The sequence below is a fragment of the Cellulosimicrobium sp. 22598 genome (assembly GCF_052044445.1).
Lineage (GTDB): Bacteria > Actinomycetota > Actinomycetes > Actinomycetales > Cellulomonadaceae > Cellulosimicrobium > Cellulosimicrobium cellulans_G.
The window spans coordinates 25,294-41,564 of the sequence record NZ_JBQEMZ010000019.1; the positions used below are offsets into that span (position 1 = coordinate 25,294).

At 74.1% G+C, this 16,271-nt stretch carries 14 protein-coding genes; 5 read left to right on the forward strand and 9 right to left on the reverse strand.

Going from position 1 to position 16,271, the window contains the following annotated elements; genetic code table 11:
* Positions 1-80 precede the first annotated feature (80 nt).
* A complete protein-coding gene (locus tag ACTJIY_RS17590; protein WP_440674983.1) occupies positions 81-1,787 on the forward strand; it encodes a flavin-containing monooxygenase in 1,707 nt (568 codons plus the stop codon).
* A gap of 64 nt (positions 1,788-1,851) precedes the next feature.
* Here the strand turns inward: ACTJIY_RS17590 and ACTJIY_RS17595 are convergent, their stop codons facing one another.
* The 3 genes from ACTJIY_RS17595 to glnA all read right to left on the reverse strand — a co-directional run bounded on the left by ACTJIY_RS17595 (position 1,852) and on the right by glnA (position 4,992).
* The gene (locus ACTJIY_RS17595; RefSeq protein WP_439157783.1) at positions 1,852-2,763 is read right to left on the reverse strand and encodes a glycoside hydrolase family 19 protein; all 912 of its coding nucleotides are present in this window, start codon (positions 2,761-2,763) and stop codon (positions 1,852-1,854) included.
* Positions 2,764-2,960: 197 nt separating this feature from the next.
* Positions 2,961-3,347, reverse strand: a complete 387-nt coding sequence (locus ACTJIY_RS17600) for a hypothetical protein (RefSeq protein ID WP_253050151.1) — start codon at positions 3,345-3,347, stop codon at positions 2,961-2,963.
* A 220-nt stretch (positions 3,348-3,567) separates the two neighbouring features.
* Positions 3,568-4,992 (reverse strand): type I glutamate--ammonia ligase, encoded by a 1,425-nt coding sequence (gene glnA, locus ACTJIY_RS17605; protein WP_353709046.1) that lies wholly within the window; start codon positions 4,990-4,992, stop codon positions 3,568-3,570.
* A gap of 261 nt (positions 4,993-5,253) precedes the next feature.
* On the opposite strand from glnA, the gene ACTJIY_RS17610 reads away from it, so the two are divergent.
* Positions 5,254-5,730 (forward strand): RDD family protein, encoded by a 477-nt coding sequence (locus ACTJIY_RS17610; protein WP_253050147.1) that lies wholly within the window; start codon positions 5,254-5,256, stop codon positions 5,728-5,730.
* 126 nt (positions 5,731-5,856) lie between these two features.
* Here the strand turns inward: ACTJIY_RS17610 and ACTJIY_RS17615 are convergent, their stop codons facing one another.
* The 5 genes from ACTJIY_RS17615 to ACTJIY_RS17635 form a co-directional block, all read right to left on the reverse strand.
* Positions 5,857-6,600, reverse strand: a complete 744-nt coding sequence (locus ACTJIY_RS17615) for a DUF4191 domain-containing protein (protein ID WP_047233940.1) — start codon at positions 6,598-6,600, stop codon at positions 5,857-5,859.
* A 10-nt stretch (positions 6,601-6,610) separates the two neighbouring features.
* Complete coding sequence (gene lipA, locus ACTJIY_RS17620) at positions 6,611-7,621, reverse strand: lipoyl synthase (RefSeq protein WP_440674982.1); 1,011 nt, start codon at positions 7,619-7,621, stop codon at positions 6,611-6,613.
* Positions 7,622-7,729: 108 nt separating this feature from the next.
* The gene (locus ACTJIY_RS17625; protein WP_440674981.1) at positions 7,730-9,088 is read right to left on the reverse strand and encodes an MFS transporter; all 1,359 of its coding nucleotides are present in this window, start codon (positions 9,086-9,088) and stop codon (positions 7,730-7,732) included.
* An 83-nt stretch (positions 9,089-9,171) separates the two neighbouring features.
* Positions 9,172-9,858 (reverse strand): lipoyl(octanoyl) transferase LipB, encoded by a 687-nt coding sequence (gene lipB / locus ACTJIY_RS17630; protein ID WP_353709050.1) that lies wholly within the window; start codon positions 9,856-9,858, stop codon positions 9,172-9,174.
* Positions 9,859-9,867: 9 nt separating this feature from the next.
* Entirely contained in the window at positions 9,868-10,374 is a 507-nt protein-coding gene (locus tag ACTJIY_RS17635) for a MarR family winged helix-turn-helix transcriptional regulator (protein ID WP_440674980.1), read from the reverse strand.
* A 38-nt stretch (positions 10,375-10,412) separates the two neighbouring features.
* Between ACTJIY_RS17635 and ACTJIY_RS17640 the strand changes: the two genes are divergently transcribed.
* Entirely contained in the window at positions 10,413-12,782 is a 2,370-nt protein-coding gene (locus tag ACTJIY_RS17640) for an MMPL family transporter (protein ID WP_440674979.1), read from the forward strand.
* On the opposite strand, the gene ACTJIY_RS17645 is transcribed toward ACTJIY_RS17640, so the two are convergent.
* Positions 12,695-13,408 (reverse strand): HNH endonuclease family protein, encoded by a 714-nt coding sequence (locus ACTJIY_RS17645; protein ID WP_353709053.1) that lies wholly within the window; start codon positions 13,406-13,408, stop codon positions 12,695-12,697. The two genes, ACTJIY_RS17640 and ACTJIY_RS17645, sit on opposite strands and share 88 nt — an antisense overlap.
* Positions 13,409-13,571: 163 nt before the next feature.
* Between ACTJIY_RS17645 and ACTJIY_RS17650 the strand changes: the two genes are divergently transcribed.
* Both ACTJIY_RS17650 and ACTJIY_RS17655 read left to right on the forward strand, forming a co-directional pair.
* Positions 13,572-14,612 carry a Gfo/Idh/MocA family protein gene (locus tag ACTJIY_RS17650; RefSeq protein ID WP_440674978.1) on the forward strand — a complete coding sequence of 347 codons (1,041 nt, stop codon included), beginning with the start codon at positions 13,572-13,574 and terminating at the stop codon, positions 14,610-14,612.
* A gap of 164 nt (positions 14,613-14,776) precedes the next feature.
* A complete protein-coding gene (locus tag ACTJIY_RS17655) occupies positions 14,777-16,228 on the forward strand; it encodes a hypothetical protein (protein ID WP_440674977.1) in 1,452 nt (483 codons plus the stop codon).
* Positions 16,229-16,271: the final 43 nt, after the last annotated feature.

The following is a 16,271-nucleotide window of genomic DNA, read 5'->3' on the forward strand; positions in this document are numbered from 1 at the left end:
CGCGTGGGACGGTATACCGCGTCGCGCGGGGCCGTCCGCCCCTGCGGCGTCCGGACGGACCTGAGACAGGGGAGCGGTGCATGGACGATGTGGCGAGCGGCGGCGGGACGTACGACGCGGTCGTGATCGGGGCGGGTTTCTCGGGGCTGGCGATGCTCCACCATCTCCGGGAGGTCGGGCTCTCCGTCCTCGTGGTCGACGCCGCCGCGGGAGTCGGCGGGACGTGGTGGGCCAACCGCTACCCGGGCGTGCGCACCGACTCGGAGTACCTCGCGTACGCCTTCTCGTTCTCCCGCGAGGTGCGCGACGAGTGGGACTGGAGCGAGCGCTACCCGCGCGGCGAGGAGATCCGCGCCTACCTGGAGTTCGTCGCCGACCGGCTCGACCTGCGGCGCGACATCCGGCTGAGCACGGCCGTCGAGCGGGCGGAGCACTCGGACGCCACGAACCTGTGGACGCTCACCCTCGCCGACGGGTCGACGCTGCGGGCCACCTATCTCGTGTCGGCGACCGGGCTGCTCTCCCGCCCCGTGTACCCCGACCTCCCCGGGCTGGACACCTTCGGCGGGCCTGCGTACCACTCGGCGAGGTGGCCGCACGAGGGGATGGACCTGTCCGGCAAGCGCGTCGGGCTGATCGGCGTCGGCGCGTCCGGGATCCAGATGCTCCCGGAGCTCGCCGCGCAGGCGGCCCACGTCACGGTCTTCCAGCGCACCCCGAACTACGTCCTGGAGACGACGAGCCCCGCGGTGACCGCCGACGAGCTCGCCGCGCTGCGGGCGGACTACGACGCCGTCTTCGAGCGCGCGGCCCAGCACCCGTTCGGCGTGCCGATGGAGATCCCGACGCGGTCGGCGCTCGAGGTGGACGACGACGAGCGCCGCCGGGTGTTCGAGTCACGGTGGGAGGCCGGGGGCTTCCGGTTCGCCAACGAGTGCTTCACGGACCTGGTCTCCAGCCCTGAGGCGAGCGCGCTCGCGTCCGACTTCCTCCGCGGCAAGATCCGCGAGATCGTCACCGACCCCCGGACCGCCGAGGCGCTCAGCCCCTCCACCTACACGTTCATGGGCAAGCGCCCGCCCACCGGGCACGGCTACTACGCCGCGTACAACCGGGAGAACGTCGAGCTCGTCGACGTCCTCGCGAACCCGATCGCGCGAGTCACGCCGCGCGGCGTCGTCGTCGCCTCCGAGGACGGGACGGAGGAGGCCGAGCACGACCTCGACGTGCTCGTGCTCGCGACGGGCTTCGACGCCATGACCGGGGCGCTCACCGCGTTCGACGTCGTCGGTCGCGAGGGCGTCACGCTGCGCGAGCGGTGGGAGCGCGACGGCCTGCGGACGTACCTGGGGATCTCCGTCCACGGGTTCCCCAACCTCTTCCTGTCGCTCGGGCCGCAGACGCCGCTGTCCAACCTCACCGTGCCGGTCCAGCGCGGCGCGCAGTGGCTCCAGCGCGCGCTGGCCTACGCGCGGGAGAACGGCGTCGCGCAGCTCGAGGCGACGCGCGAGGCCGAGGAGTGGTGGTACGAGGAGACCGAGCGCGCGGCCCGGGCCACGGTCATGTACGAGGAGGGCAAGAAGGCCGGCGCCTGGTTCGTCGGCGGCAACGTCCCCGGCAAGCGCGCGGAGATGGCGGTGTACCTGGGCGGGGGACCCGCCTACCAGGACGCGTGCGCGCGGGCCGCGACCGAGCAGTACGCCGGGTTCCGCCCGGGATCCGGGCTGCCGACGGTCCACGTGCCCGCGACCGCCGCGGAGACCGCCGCAGTCCCTGCCGCAGGCTGACAGGCGGGTGCGGTGCGCCCCCTGCGCGCACCGCACCCGCCTCGCTGCCCGCGGGACAGCCCCGTCAGCAGTACAGGCCCGAGCCCGGGGCCACGCCCAGGACCTCGGTGATGCGCACGTACCGGTCCACCCGGGACTGCACGGACGCCGGGTTGCCGCCGTCGCACTCGAGCGCACCGTTGAGCGAGTTGATCGTCTGGCCGAACCCGGCACCCGAGACCATCGCCTGGTGCGACGTCATCACCCCGGGGCCGTTCTGCGTGTTCCAGTACCAGAGCGCCGTCTGCCAGGCGACGGACGGGTCCTCCTCGACGAGCCACGGGTCGTTCAGCAGGTCGATCCCGAGCGCGTCGCCCGCGGCCTTGTAGTTGAAGTTCCAGCTGAACATGATCGGCCCGCGGCCGTAGTACGCCGTCTGGCCGGCGGGGCAGCCGAACGGCTGCTCGTCGTCGCACTTGATCCAGTAGTTGGCCTCGTTGATCTCCTTCACGTACCGCAGCCCGACCGACTCGAAGTCCGCGTGCGTGAGGAACGCGGCGACCTCGCGCGTCCGCGTCTCGGGCGTGCCCGTGCTCGCGAACGCGGGGTAGGCGCCCAGCGCGTCGACGAACCCGTCGTACGTGTAGAACGGGTGCCGGTTCGGGAAGATCGCGTCGAACTCCGCGCGGCTCACGACGAAGTCGTCCCCACCCCCGACGCACCGGCCCGCATCCACCCAGACGCTCGTCGACCCCGGCGTCTCGCGCTGCGTCCACCAGCGAGCCGTCCAGTTGCGCCCGTGGTGCGACGCCGTCTGGCCGCCCGAGTACGCCGTCGTGGCCGACCACGTCGCGGCGCACGCGGCGGCGCTCGCGGACGGGTCGGCGGTCGCGGGCGCCGCGGACGCGCTCGCCGGAGCGGCGAGCGACGCCACCACGACGGTCGACACCAGCGCGGACGCGACGGCCGTGAGGGCGCGCCGGAAGCGTGTGCTCATGAATCCCCCTGCTCTGTGGGCGGCATCGTTACCGCCGCTCACAAACCTAGCGCGCGCGGGGCACCACGACAAGCAAGACGTCCGGGACACCCGCGCCCGGCGGTCGAGCCCATGGCGGCGGGGAGGAGCGCCGGCGCACGCGGGGCCGTGCCGAGATCGGGGTGCCGCGGCGCGCCACCAGCGAGCGAGAGCACGGCCTACCGGTGGGCGTGCGTCCCGTAGAACGCCCGGATGCGCTGCTGGGTGGTCGGGTCGAGGCGTCGTCGTCGGCTGGGCGCGCCGACGTCGTGGGCGGCGAGCCACCTTCTGAGGGCGGTGGGGTGTACGTCGACGATCTCGGCGAACTCCTCGACCGTGGGCCATGAGGGCTGAGGTGTCCGCACGCGAGGGCCCATCGCGGCGTGGTGCAGGTCCTGTCCCCAAGCCATCGCCTCGGCCGGCGTCGTGAAACCGCCGATCCGTCCCGGAGTGGGGTACGGCTTCTCCAGGCACCACTCGTCCCCGCGGGGCACGATGCGGTACTGCCCCTCGCGCGCGCTCGCCTGATAGCTGCCGTCCTCCGACCGTCCCCAGTCCAGCCTCATGAGTACCAGTCTCGGCGGTAAGCGCTCTCTGGCAAGGCGAGCGCCAGAATTCACCCTCGCGGCACCGACCTCGTCCACGACCATCCCTGCGCCGACCGGTGGCAGGAGACGACAAAGTCCGCACGAGCCGCCGCCGGTAGGGTGCTGGCGGCTCGTGCGGACTCTGCGGACCAGAGCATCGTCCCGGTCGCGTCGACGCAGGTCAGACGCAGAGAATCGGTCAGATGTCGTAGTAGAGCTCGAACTCGTGGGGGTGCGGGCGCAGGCGGATCGGGTCGATCTCGTTGGCGCGCTTGTAGTCGATCCACGTCTGGATGAGGTCCGGCGTGAAGACGCCACCCTCCGTGAGGTACTCCTGGTCGGCCTCGAGCGCGTCGAGCGCCTCGCCGAGGGACGCGGGGACCTGCTGGATCTGCGCGTGCTCCTCGGGCGGCAGCTCGTAGAGGTCCTTGTCGATCGGCTCCGGCGGCTCGATGCGGTTCTTGATGCCGTCGATGCCGGCGAGGAGCTGCGCGGCGAACGCGAGGTACGGGTTGGCCGACGGGTCCGGCACGCGGAACTCGACGCGCTTGGCGGCGGCGGAGGAGCCGGTCACCGGGATGCGGATGCACGCGGAGCGGTTGCGGGCCGAGTAGACCAGGTTGACCGGGGCCTCGTAACCGGGGACCAGGCGGTGGTAGGAGTTCACCGACGGGTTGGTGAACGCGAGCAGCGACGGGGCGTGCTTGAGCAGGCCGCCGATGTACCAGCGCGCGATGTCGGAGAGACCGCCGTAGCCCTTCTCGTCGAAGAACAGCGGCTTGCCGTCCTTCCAGAGGGACTGGTGGGAGTGCATGCCCGAGCCGTTGTCGCCGAAGATCGGCTTCGGCATGAACGTGACGGACTTGCCGGCCTCGAACGCCTCGTTGCGGATGACGTACTTGAACTTCATCAGGTCGTCGGCCGCGTGCAGCAGCGTGTTGAAGCGGTAGTTGATCTCCTGCTGGCCCGCGGTGCCCACCTCGTGGTGCGCGCGCTCGACCTCGAGGCCGACCTGCTCCAGCGTGGCGCACATGTCGTCGCGCAGGTCCGCGAAGCGGTCGGACGGGGAGACGGGGAAGTAGCCGCCCTTGTAGCGCGTCTTGTACGCGAGGTTGCCACCCTCCTCCTCACGGCCCGTGTTCCACGCCGCCTCGATGGAGTCGAGGTAGTAGAAGCTGGAGTGCTGGTTCGTCGCGAACCGCGCCTCGTCGAAGAGGTAGAACTCGGCCTCGGGCGCGAAGAACGCGGTGTCGGCGATGCCGGTGGAGCGCAGGTACGCCTCGGCCTTGGCCGCGATGTTGCGGGGGTCGCGCGAGTACGGCTCGCCCGTGAACGGGTCGACGATGGAGAAGTTCACGACGAGCGTCTTGCGCTTGCGGAACGGGTCCACGAACGCGGTCTTGACGTCCGGCACGAGCTTCATGTCCGACTCGTGGATCGCCTGGAAGCCGCGGATCGACGACCCGTCGAACATCAGGCCGTCCTCGAACGCCTTCTCGTCGAACTGCGAGACGGGGATGTTGAAGTGCTGCATGATGCCGGGCAGGTCGCAGAACCGGACGTCGACGAACTCGACGCCCTCGTTCCGCGTGAAGGCGATTGCCTCCTCCGCGTTGTTGAACATCCGTTGCTCCTTGATCGGGTGGTGCCGTCGGGCTGCGCGGCGAACCTGCCGCTGACGTGGCGCCCACGAACCTAGGCCGAGGCGGTTTCCCCGCCGTGTACCCATTGTTTCCGTCGTGTTACGTCCCGCGTCCCCGTGTGACGTTCGTGCTACACGAGGGCACGCGGCAGCCGCCGGCGGGCGGTGTGCCGTTCGGCACGATACCGCCGTGGGTGCCCGAACCGTCGAGGTCGTCCACCGACCGGCACGTACCCTGGTCCCGTGGTTTCACGCGAGGACATGGGTTCGTGGCTCGAGGGCACCCCGGGCGGTCAGCAGGGCGGTCGCGGTGCGCGGCTCGGTCTCCCGCCGGACGGACCGGGTTCGCTCGCGACCCTGGGACGGCGTGTCGTCGCGCTCGTCATCGACTGGGTGCTCGCGACGCTCGTCGCGTTCCTCTTCTTCCGGCCTGCCGTGCCGGGCTTCTTCGAGGGCATCTCCGCGCTGCCGGTGTGGTCGCAGCCGCTCGTCTTCGCGATCGAGAACGTCCTGCTCGTGAGCACGCTGGGGTTCACGGTCGGGCACCGCGTGATGGGCATGCGGGTCCGCCGTCTCGCCGAGCCCGCCCGCATGGTCGGCATCGGCCGCGGGGCGCTGCGCACCGTGCTCCTGTGCCTCGTCATCCCCGCGGTCGTGTGGGACGCCGACGGGCGCGGTCTCCACGACCGCGCGGCGGGCACCGTCCTGGTCCGCACCTGACGGCGGCTCCGACCCGCGTCCCGCTCAGCGGGTCGCCCGGGCCGGAAGCTCACCCGGCACGACGACGCCCGGCCGGTGAGGAGCGAGCCTCGCCCGGCCGGGCGTCGTCGTGCAGGAGGGTGTGCGTCAGCGCCCCTTGAGCCCCTTGCGGTCGGGGCGCGCACGCGTCGGGTCGATGCCCTTGGGGATCGGCAGGCGCGAGACCCCGAGCGCGCGCAGGCGCTTGGAGACCTCGGCCGTCTCCGGCTTGGTGAGCGACGGCTTGAGCTTCTGGACGGCGCGCGGGAGCTTGGGAAGGGCGACCTGGCCCTCCTCGTCTCCGACCTGGATCGTCGTGATCGGCACGTTCGGCAGCACGCGCGCGACGCGCTTGCGCTCGGCGTCGAGCTGACGCTTCGCGCGGTGCGCCGGACCCTCGCTCACCAGCACGACACCGGCCCGGCCGACGCCGCGGAACACGAGGTCCTGCGTGCGCGGGTCGATCGCGACGGGCTCCTCGTCGAACGTCCAGCCGCGGCGGATCGTCCCGAGCGCGGCGCGCGCCGCGCCGGGCTGGCCCTCGATCTGCTGGTACGCGGCGCGCTCGGCGCGACGCGTGAGGACGAACATCGCGCCCAGCGCCGCGAACGGGATGCCGACGATGAGGGTGTAGACCCACTGGCCCCACCACAGGCCGATGCCCAGCGCGACGGCGAGGATGCCGACGAACACGCCGAGCATGACCCACGTGACCGCGGGGTCCTGCTTGCGCGTCATCTGGTACGCGGCCCACACCTGGTGGTACCAGCGCTGCTTCTTGGGCTTCTTCTGCTTCGCGACCTGCTCGCCGGCGGCGGGCGCGCCGGTGCTGTCCGAGTTCTTGCGGGCCATGCCGGTCAGTCTAGTGGGGCGAACGGGCCAGCAGGCTCGCGGCCTCCTGGCGGGACGTCGTCGGCTCGGCGAGGTGCGCGAGAGCCGTCGGGATCTCCATGCCGCGGCGCGTCATGGCCTGGCCCCACAGGCGTCCCGCGCGGTAGGACGACCGTACGAGCGGGCCGGACATGACGCCGAGGAAGCCGATCTCCTCCGCGGCGTCGGACAGCTCGACGAACTCCTCGGGCTTGACCCACCGGTCCACCGGGTGGTGACGCAGCGACGGGCGCAGGTACTGCGTGATCGTCACGAGGTCGCAGCCGGCGTCGTGCAGGTCCTGCAGCGCCTCCTTGGCCTCGTCGATCGTCTCGCCCATGCCGAGGATGATGTTGGACTTGGTCACCAGCCCGGCCTCGCGCGCCCGCGTGAGCACGGACAGCGAGCGTTCGTAGCGGAAGCCCGGGCGGATCTGCTTGAAGATGCGCGGCACGGTCTCGAGGTTGTGCGCGAGCACCTCGGGGCGGGAGTCGTTCACCTCGCCGAGCAGCTCGGGGATCGCGTTGAAGTCGGGGATGAGCAGCTCGACGCCGGTCCCCGGGTTGAGCTGGTGGATCTGGCGGACGGTCTCCGCGTAGAGCCAGGCACCGCCGTCGGGCAGGTCGTCGCGTGCGACGCCCGTGATGGTCGAGTAGCGCAGGCCCATCGCCTGGACGGACTCGGCGACGCGCCGCGGCTCGTCCGCGTCGAAGTCGGCCGGCTTGCCCGTGTCGATCTGGCAGAAGTCGCAGCGGCGCGTGCACTGGTCGCCGCCGATGAGGAACGTCGCCTCGCGGTCCTCCCAGCACTCGAAGATGTTGGGACAGCCCGCCTCCTCGCAGACCGTGTGCAGGCCCTCGCGCTTCACGAGGCCCTTGAGCTCGGAGTACTCAGGACCCATCGTCGCGCGGGTCTTGATCCACTCGGGCTTCTTCTCGATCGGCGTCGCGGCGTTGCGGGCCTCGACCCGCAGCATGCGCCGTCCTTCAGGTGCGATCGTCACGGGTGTCTCCCGGTCGTCGTGGCGAGTGAGCGCCGACGTCGCGCCGAGCAGGCAGTGGGCGGGCGCACCGTTCGGGTGCGCGCGCCCGGGTACGACGCCGGACTCCGGTCAGACTACGCGCTCGCGCTCGTCGTCTCCCGCGCGTCGCTCACCCTGTGGACGTGACGTCAACGACACCCCGGTCGCGACGAGCAGGACCGCCGCGACGACGGGCAGCCAGAAGGCGGTCGTCGTCGAGACGGCGTCGGCGAGCGCGCCGCCACCGGAGGCGCCGACCGCCACACCGACGACGTTCGCGCTCGCCACGAGCGTCATGGCTGACGCCGTGCGCCCGGCGGGTGCGCGCTCGCCGGCGACGGTGAACACCGTGACCATCACCGGCCCGACGAACAGGCCGGTCGCGGCGACCGCGACGACGACGGCGGTCAGCGAGCCGCTCGCGGCGGCGAGGATGAGGGCGACCGTGCCCGCCACGAGCCCGGCAGCGAACGTGATCCACCGGCTGCGCAGGCCCCAGCGGCGGGGGAGCGCGACGACCGACAGCGCGGTGACGGCGGAGCCCACGCCCATCACGGCGTAGACGAGGCCCGCGCTCCCGGGGACGCCCGCGTCGCGGGTCAGCGCGGTGAGCGCGGCCTGGGTCCCGCCGAACAGGAGGCCCATCGCGAGCATCCCGACGAGCACGACGGCCTCGCGCCGTACGAGCGCGAGCGTCCCGACGGCACCCGTGGGTGCGCTCGTCGTGCTCTCGCCCGCGCCGGTGCCGGGTGAGGTCGTGGCGGGGAGGGGGGCGCCCGTCGCGCGCGCCGTCGGGTGGAGGGTGAACGCAGTGCCGAAGACGGCGATGCCGCCCGCGGCGGCGAGGACCGCGACCTGCGGCGAGCCGGCCGACGCCAGGACGCCGACGAGCGCGGGCCCGAGCACGAAGCTCACCTCGTCGGCGGTGCTCTCGTAGCTCATCGCGGCCTCGACGGTGCGCGGCTCGTCGGCGGCGAGCCGGAGCCAGCGCACGCGCGCGAGCGGGCCGACCTGCGGTGCGCTCGCTCCCGTCACCGCCGCGGCGGCGAGGACGGCGGCCGTCGGGCCGGGCGCGGAGGCGGCGAGGACGAGACCGAGCACGGCGAGCGTCGCGACGGGGACGGCGACGAGCAGGACCCGGCGCTGACCGACGCGGTCGGCGAGCGCGCCCTGGGTCGGGCCGCCGAGCGCCGTCCCGAGCGCGGTCGCCGCCGAGGCGAGCCCGCCGATCGCGACGGACCCGGTCGTCGAGGACACCAGGAGCAGGGTCCCGATGGTGAGCATCGAGAACGGGAGCCGGGCGAGGAACGCCACGGGGAGGAACGCGCGGCCCGCGAGCTGCGGCAGCCGGGCGTAGCCGCTGCGCCCCGGCGCGTCGGGGCGGGGAGGAGCGGGCAGGGGCGGGGAGGTGCGGGCGCGCGACGTCGGGCGCGCGGGGGTGGTGGTCATGCGGTCCAGGTCCTCGGGGTACGTCCTACCGCGCGCCGACCCACCCGTACTCCGGCGCGCGAGGATTCCCTGGAGTCCCCAGCCTAGCCCGCGAGCGCGTCCTGCGGGGAGGTCGGGTGCGCGTCGTCCCACGCGGTCGCGGCGAGCAGCGGCGTGAGCGCGTCCTCCAGCGCGGCGACGAGCAGCGGCGCGACCTCGGCGAGCGTGACCTCGCGCCCGAGCTCGGCGGTGAGCGACGTCACGTCGGCGTCCTCGATCCCGCACGGGACGATCCGGTCGAAGCGGGAGAGGTCGGGCACGCAGTTGAGGGCGAGCCCGTGCATCGTCACGCCCTTCGCGACGCGCACGCCGATCGCGCAGACCTTGCGCTCGCGGCGCGTCGCGTCGGCAGCGACCCAGACCCCGCTGCGTCCCTCGACGCGCATCGTCGCGAGGCCGAGCCGCGCGCACACGCCCATGACGGCCTCCTCGAGCGCGCGCACGTACGCGACGACGTCGACCGGCTCGGCGAGCCGCACGATCGGGTAGGCGACCTGCTGGCCCGGGCCGTGCCACGTGATCTTCCCGCCGCGGTCCACGTCGACGACGGGCGTGCCGTCGTCGGGCCGCTCGTCACGGCGCGTGCGGCGGCCGGCGGTGTAGACGGAGGGGTGCTCGACGAGGATCAGGGTGTCCGGCCGGGTGGTCGCGACGACGTCGTCGTGCACCGCGCGCTGGAGGTCCCAGGCCTCGTGGTACTCCGTGATCCCGGGCAGCGCGAGCAGGTCCATCGGCTCAGGTTAGCCCTCGTCGTGGGGAGTCCGCGGCAACGTCTCGAGCAGCGCGAGGAGGGCGTCCCGCAGCGCCGCGATCTGGGCGTCGTCGAGCCCGCGGGTCGCGAGCTCCTCGGCGGGACGACGCCGCGCGGCGGCCAGGCCTGCCTCGCGCCCGGCCGCGGTGATCGCGACGGCGCGACGGCGGCGGTCGGCGGGGTCGTCGGTGCGGGTCACGTACCCGGAGCGCTCGAGCCGGGCGACGACCCTGCTCATGGTCTGCTCGGTCACGCCCGACTCCTCGGCGAGGACCCGCTGCGAGCGAGGTCCGGCGAGCAGGTGCATGAGCACGGGGAAGCCCGCATGGTTGAGGTCCCACTGCCCGAGGTGGGCGTTCCACTCCCGCTCGATCCGGCGGGCGACGGCGAACAGGAGGCGGCCGGTGGCCCACTCCCGGGGGTCGGTGGGTGTGGGGTCGCCGACGTCCGGGCCGGCGTACCGCCCGGTGCTGCCGCTGCTCGACGCGTGCTCCAACGTGCATTCCTCCCTCCGCCATGGCACCATTCCTCAGCATGCTGAGCAATAGGACGGGCGGGTTCCTCCGCGGGCTGATCATTGTCGCAGTCATCGGTCTGTGGATGGCGATCGGCGCGCTGGGCGGGCAGGCCCAGGGGCGCCTGAGCAGCGTGCAGACGAACGACGCCGCCGCGTTCCTCCCGGCGAGCGCCGAGTCCACGCGCGCCGCCGAGGTCGCTCAGGAGTTCACCGACTCCGAGACCCTGCCCGCGCTCGTCGTCGCCACGACGGGCGACGGCAGCGCCCTGACGCCCGAGGACCTCGCCGCGCTCGACGCGTTCGCCCGGGCGGTCCCGGACGCCCCGCTCGCGGGGACGTCGGGCGACGAGCCCGCGACCGTCGGCGACGTCTCCGTCGCCGACCCCGTCGTCGTGCCGTCCGAGGACGGCGAGGCGGCGCTCGTCGTCGTCTCGCTCGACGCGTCCGTCGCGTCCGACCGGATCGGCGCCGACGAGGACAGCGTGAGCGAGCTGGCGGTCGGCGCGCTGCGCGACCTCGCCGCCGCGGACGCGTCCGAGGGCGGGCTCGCCGGGACCTCGCTCGACGTCTGGGTCACCGGCCCGGCCGGGTTCGTGGCCGACCTCGTCACCGCGTTCGGCGGGATCGACACCGTCCTCCTGCTCGTCGCGCTCGGCGCCGTGCTCGTCATCCTCGCGATCGTCTACCGGTCGCCGATCCTGCCGTTCCTCGTGATCCTCACGGCCGTGCTCGCGCTGACCCTCGCGGGCCTCGTCGTCTACCACCTCGCCGCCGCCGACGTCCTCACGCTCAACGGGCAGTCGCAGGGCATCCTCTCGATCCTCGTCGTGGGCGCGGCGGTCGACTACTCGTTGCTCGTCGTCGCCCGGTACCGGGAGGAGCTGCGCCTCGTCCGCTCCACCACGGTGGCGCTGCGGCGGGCGGTGCGCGCCTCGGTCGAGCCCGTCGCCGCGAGCGCGGGGACCGTCATCGCGGGCCTGCTGTGCCTGCTCCTGTCCGACCTGTCGTCCAACCGCAGCCTCGGCCCGGTCGCCGCGATCGGCATCGCCGCGGCGTTCGTCGCCGCGCTCACGCTCCTCCCCGCCCTCCTGCTCGTCGCCGGCCAGCGGTCGCGCGCGCTGTTCTGGCCGCGCATGCCCCGGTACGAGGGCGCGCACGCCGAGCACGACGGCGGGGCGACGGACGCGCAGACCACGCCCGTCGAGAGCGACGACGCGGTGCGCGTCGACGGGCACGGCGTGTGGTCGCGCGTCGCGAGCTTCGTCGGTCGGCACGACCGGCGCGTGTGGGTCGTCACGGCGCTGGTCCTCGCCGCGTGCGCGGCGTTCGTCCCGACGCTCGACGCCGAGGGAACGGGCGACTCGGAGGTGTTCCTCGCGGACGTCGACTCCGTCGCCGGCGAGGCGGCGCTCACGGAGCACTTCGAGGGCGTCTCCGCGCAGCCCGCGATCGTGATCGCCCCCGAGGAGGACCTCGACGCGGTCGTCGCGGCCGCCGAGGGCACCGAGGGAGTCGCCGCCGCCACGCCGGTCACCGACCAGCCTGCCGCCGCGCCGGGCGCACCCGCGCGCGGCGAACCGCTCGTCGTCGACGGACAGGTGCGGGTCGACGTCACGACCGACGCGCCGTCGGACAGCCAGGAGGCCGTCGAGACCGTCTCGGCGCTCCGTGACGCCGTGCACGACGTCTCGCCCGACGCGATGGTCGGGGGCGCCGCCGCCGAGCGGCTCGACACGCAGCTCGCGGGCCAGCGCGACCTGCGGACCATCGTGCCGGTCGTCCTCGCCGTGATCCTGCTCATCCTGATCCTGCTGCTGCGGTCCGTCGTCGCGCCGGTGCTGCTCATGCTCGCCAACGTGCTGTCGTTCGGCGCCGCGCTCGGCGTCGCCGCGATCGTGTTCGACCACGTGCTCGACTTCCCGGGCGCCGACCCGGCCGTCCCGCTCTACGCGTTCTGCTTCCTCGTCGCGCTCGGGGTCGACTACTCGATCTTCCTCATGACGCGCGTGCGGGAGGAGAGCCTGCGGGTCGGGACGCGGCGCGGCGTCCTGCGGGGCCTCGCGGTCACGGGGTCGGTCATCACGTCGGCCGGGGTCGTGCTGGCCACGACGTTCGCCGCGCTCGGCATCATCCCGCTGCTGTTCCTCGCCCAGCTCGCGTTCATCGTCGCGTTCGGCGTCCTCGTCGACACGCTCGTGGTGCGGTCGCTGCTCGTGCCCGCGCTCGTGCACGACGTCGGCCGTCGTGCCTGGTGGCCGAGCGCGCTCGGGCGCACGGACCGGGGCCCGGGGGAGCCGGGTCAGCCGGCGGGGAGCGGCTCGGCCGGGCAGTCCGCGAGCACGCGCGCCATCGCCTCGGACTCCGACGGCGTCACCGCGAGCTCGTAGGCGGTCTTCACGGCGACCTGCCGCGCGACGTACGGGCAGCGGAATGCGTGGTTCGGGGGCAGCCACGCGGACGCGTCCCGTGCGCCCTTGGCCTGGTTCGCCGGGCCGTCGGACGCGAGGAGGTTGAGCGGGTCGTTGGCGAACTGCCGACGCGTCTCGTCGTCCCAGGCGCGCGCGCCCTTGCGCCACGCGTCGAGCAGCGGCACCACGTGGTCGATCTGGACCGCCATGCTCGTCGCGTTGCCGCGGCGGAAGTCGATGGTCTCGCCGGTGTACGGGTCCTGGAAGGTGCCCGTGCGCACCTCGCAGACCTCGCCCCGGGTCGAGAACGTGAGGTCGGTGAGGTCGCGCGCGAGGATGTCGTTGCGGGTGTCGCAGCCGTTGCCGTCGACGTCCGCCCACGCGGGACCGAAGAGCCCCCGTTCGTAGCCCGTGTCCGGGCCGGGCCCCTTCACCTCGAGCCGCGCCAGCGCCTCGAGCGCGCTGCCCGGGGTCGGGGCCGGCTCGTCGTCGGCGGCGACGGACTGCTGGTTGATCACGTTCGCGACCACGATGGCGACCGCCAGGGCGATCAGGACGTAGCGCAGGACGCTCCGACGAGGGACGCGGCGGCTCGTGGTGCTCAAGGGACGACCTTCCCGAAACCGATTCTCTGCCCGACCCGCGCGAGACGGTACGCAGCGCTCCATACCGGACCAACGCGCACATTCTGCCAGGTTCGCGGGGGTGCTCGGACCATCCCGGCGGACGTCTCCGGCCCCCGTCGCGGTCACGGCTAGATTGGTCGGCATGGACACCGCCGCGCGCACGCTCAGGGTCGGGATCGTCGGGTACGGGGGAGCAGGCCGGGGCATCCACGCGCGCCTCGTCCGCGAGGCCGGGCACGTGGTCACGGCGGTCGTCGTCCGGTCGCCCGAGCGTCGGGCCGCCGCCGCCGAGGACTGGCCGGACGCGCACCTGCACGACGACCTCGACGCGCTCCTCGCGGACCGCGCCGCCTACGACGTCGTCGTCGTCGCGAGCCCGTCGGCCCTGCACGCCGACCACGCCACCGCGCTCGCGCGGGCGGGGGTACCCGTCGTCGTGGACAAGCCGCTCGCGCTCGGCGCGGCGTCGTCCCGCGCCGTCGTGGAGGCGGCCGAGGCAGCGGGCACGCCCCTCGCCGTCTTCCAGAACCGCCGCTGGGACCCCGAGCAGCTCACCCTGCGCTCCGTGCTCGACCGCGGCGAGATCGGGCGCGTGCACACGTTCGAGCGTCGGTGGGAGCGGTGGCGCCCCGTGCCGCAGCAGCGCTGGAAGGAGAACGACCTCGTCGGCGGCGGCCTGCTCCTCGACCTCGGGCCGCACCTCGTCGACTCCGCGACGCAGCTCTTCGGGCGCGTCACCGGCGTGTGGGCCGAGCTGCGCTCGCACACCACCCCCACCGAGGACGACGTCTTCCTCGTGCTCCACCACGCGCCCGACGCCGACGGGAACGCGGTCGTGAGCCGCCTCTGGGCCGGCTCCGTCGTCGGCGCCCCCGGGCCGCGCACGCGCGTGCTCGGGACGACCGGGGCGTACGTCGTCACGACGTTCGAGAACGACGCGTCGCCCTTCGAGGTCTTCGACGACGCCGCCCCCGAGGGCACGCTCGGCTGGGTCACGCGCGGTCGCGAGCGCGAGCCCGTCCCGCAGGCACCGGGCGGTCACGCCGACTTCTACCGTGCCGTCGCGGACTGGATCCTCGACGACGGGCCCGTCCCCGTCGACCCGCACGACGCCGTCCGCACCGCCGAGGTCCTCGACGCCGCCCGTCGCAGCGCCCGCGAGGGTCGCCTCCTCGACGTCTGACCGCCCTCGGGGCGGAGCCGGCCGGGGGCGCCCGGACCCGGACCTGAGCGCTCGGGTCCGGCCCCGGCGTCCCGACCCGCCCGCGCCCGGGACGCGGCACCGGGCGGAGGATCCGGCCTGTGGACAACGGCACGGCGGGGTCCGGCACGCGGTGAGATGGGGGCATGTCGTCGTCGACGTCGCGCCGCGCGCGACCGCCTGTGGAGTCCGTCGCCGACCTGGTACCCGTGCTCGCGGCCGCGGGATGGTCGGTGCGGCGGGAGCCCGGCGCGAGCGGTGGGTCCGTCGCGTACGACGACGCGGGCACGGTGTGCGAGATCGCCCGGCTGGAGGTCCCCGAGGGCCCGGGGGCTCGTGCGGTGCTGGTCGAGCACCTGCACGCGCTCTCCGAGGAGCACGAGCACGTCGTGGCGGTGCGTGGTGTCGTCGAGGCGGGGGAGTCGTCGCTCGTGGTGCTCACCGACCACGTCGACGGGCTGCGTCTCGACGAGCTGGCGGCGGCACGGGGGCCCTTCCGGGCTGCCGAGGCGGTCACGGTGCTGGTCCCCGTCGCGCAGGGCCTGGCGCGGCTCCATCGGGACGGGCGCGCGCACGGGAGCCTCGAGGCGGCGTCGGTGGTCGTCACGCCGAGCGGGAGGGCCGTCCTGCGCCCGGCGCTGGCGCCCGCGCGCGGGACCGCGGCGGACGACGTGCGGGACCTCGCCCGGGTCGTGCTCGACCTCGTGCCGCCCCCGGCGTCGAGCCACCCGTCCTACCGCGCGACCGGCGACCCGGAGGAGGCGCGCGACCTCGCGGCGCTCCACGCCGAGCTCGCGGTGGCGCTGCGCGACGAACCGTCCGCGCGACCTGCCGCGGGGACGTTCGCCGCGCGCTGCTACGACGCCGTGGTGCCGCGACCGGTCGTGATGCCCGACCCCGCGCGTCTCGTGGCCGGTGCTCTCGGCGGTCGGCGGACCGTGCGGCCCGGCGTCGCGGTACGGACGGTGTCCGGGAGCGCCGCGCGTGGTGGGACCGGGCCCCGTGGGCGGGGCGCGCGGGCCCGACGGCGACGGGCGGTTCGTGCCGTCGGCACGAGCCTGGCGATCCTCACCGGGTGCGCGGCGCTCGTGGTGCTCCCGGTGCACCTGGGACCGTCGCGGACGGCCGCGCCCGACGGCGGCGAGAGGGCGCCGAGCACGGCCGCGACCGCCGTCGAGCCGGCCGAGGACGCGAGGGCGGTGCTCGACCCGGACGACCCGGCCGGGGCCGCACGGGCCCTCACGGCGCGCCGGCTCGCGCTGCTCACCGAGGGCACGGGCGACCTGTCGTCGGTGGTGGTCGCGGGCTCGTCGGCGGAGGCGCGGGACGCCGCGGTGCTGGCGGCGCTCGAGGGCGTGGACGTGCTCGGCGCGCGGGCGGAGGTCTTCGCCGCCCGACCCGTCGAGGGCTGGTCACCCGCGGCGGCCGGGGCGGGCACGGTGCCCGCCGACGCGGTCGTCGAGGTCGACTACGCCGTCAGCGCGCACCGGCAGCGCACGGACGGCGACGAGCTGCAGGTGCCCGCGACGCCGCGGACGACCGTCGTGCTCGTGCTCCGCTGGACCGACGCCGGGTGGCGTGTCGTCGAGGTGCGCTGAGGCGCACCGCCGCGGGGTCCGGTCCGACCTGGCTCGGACGTCG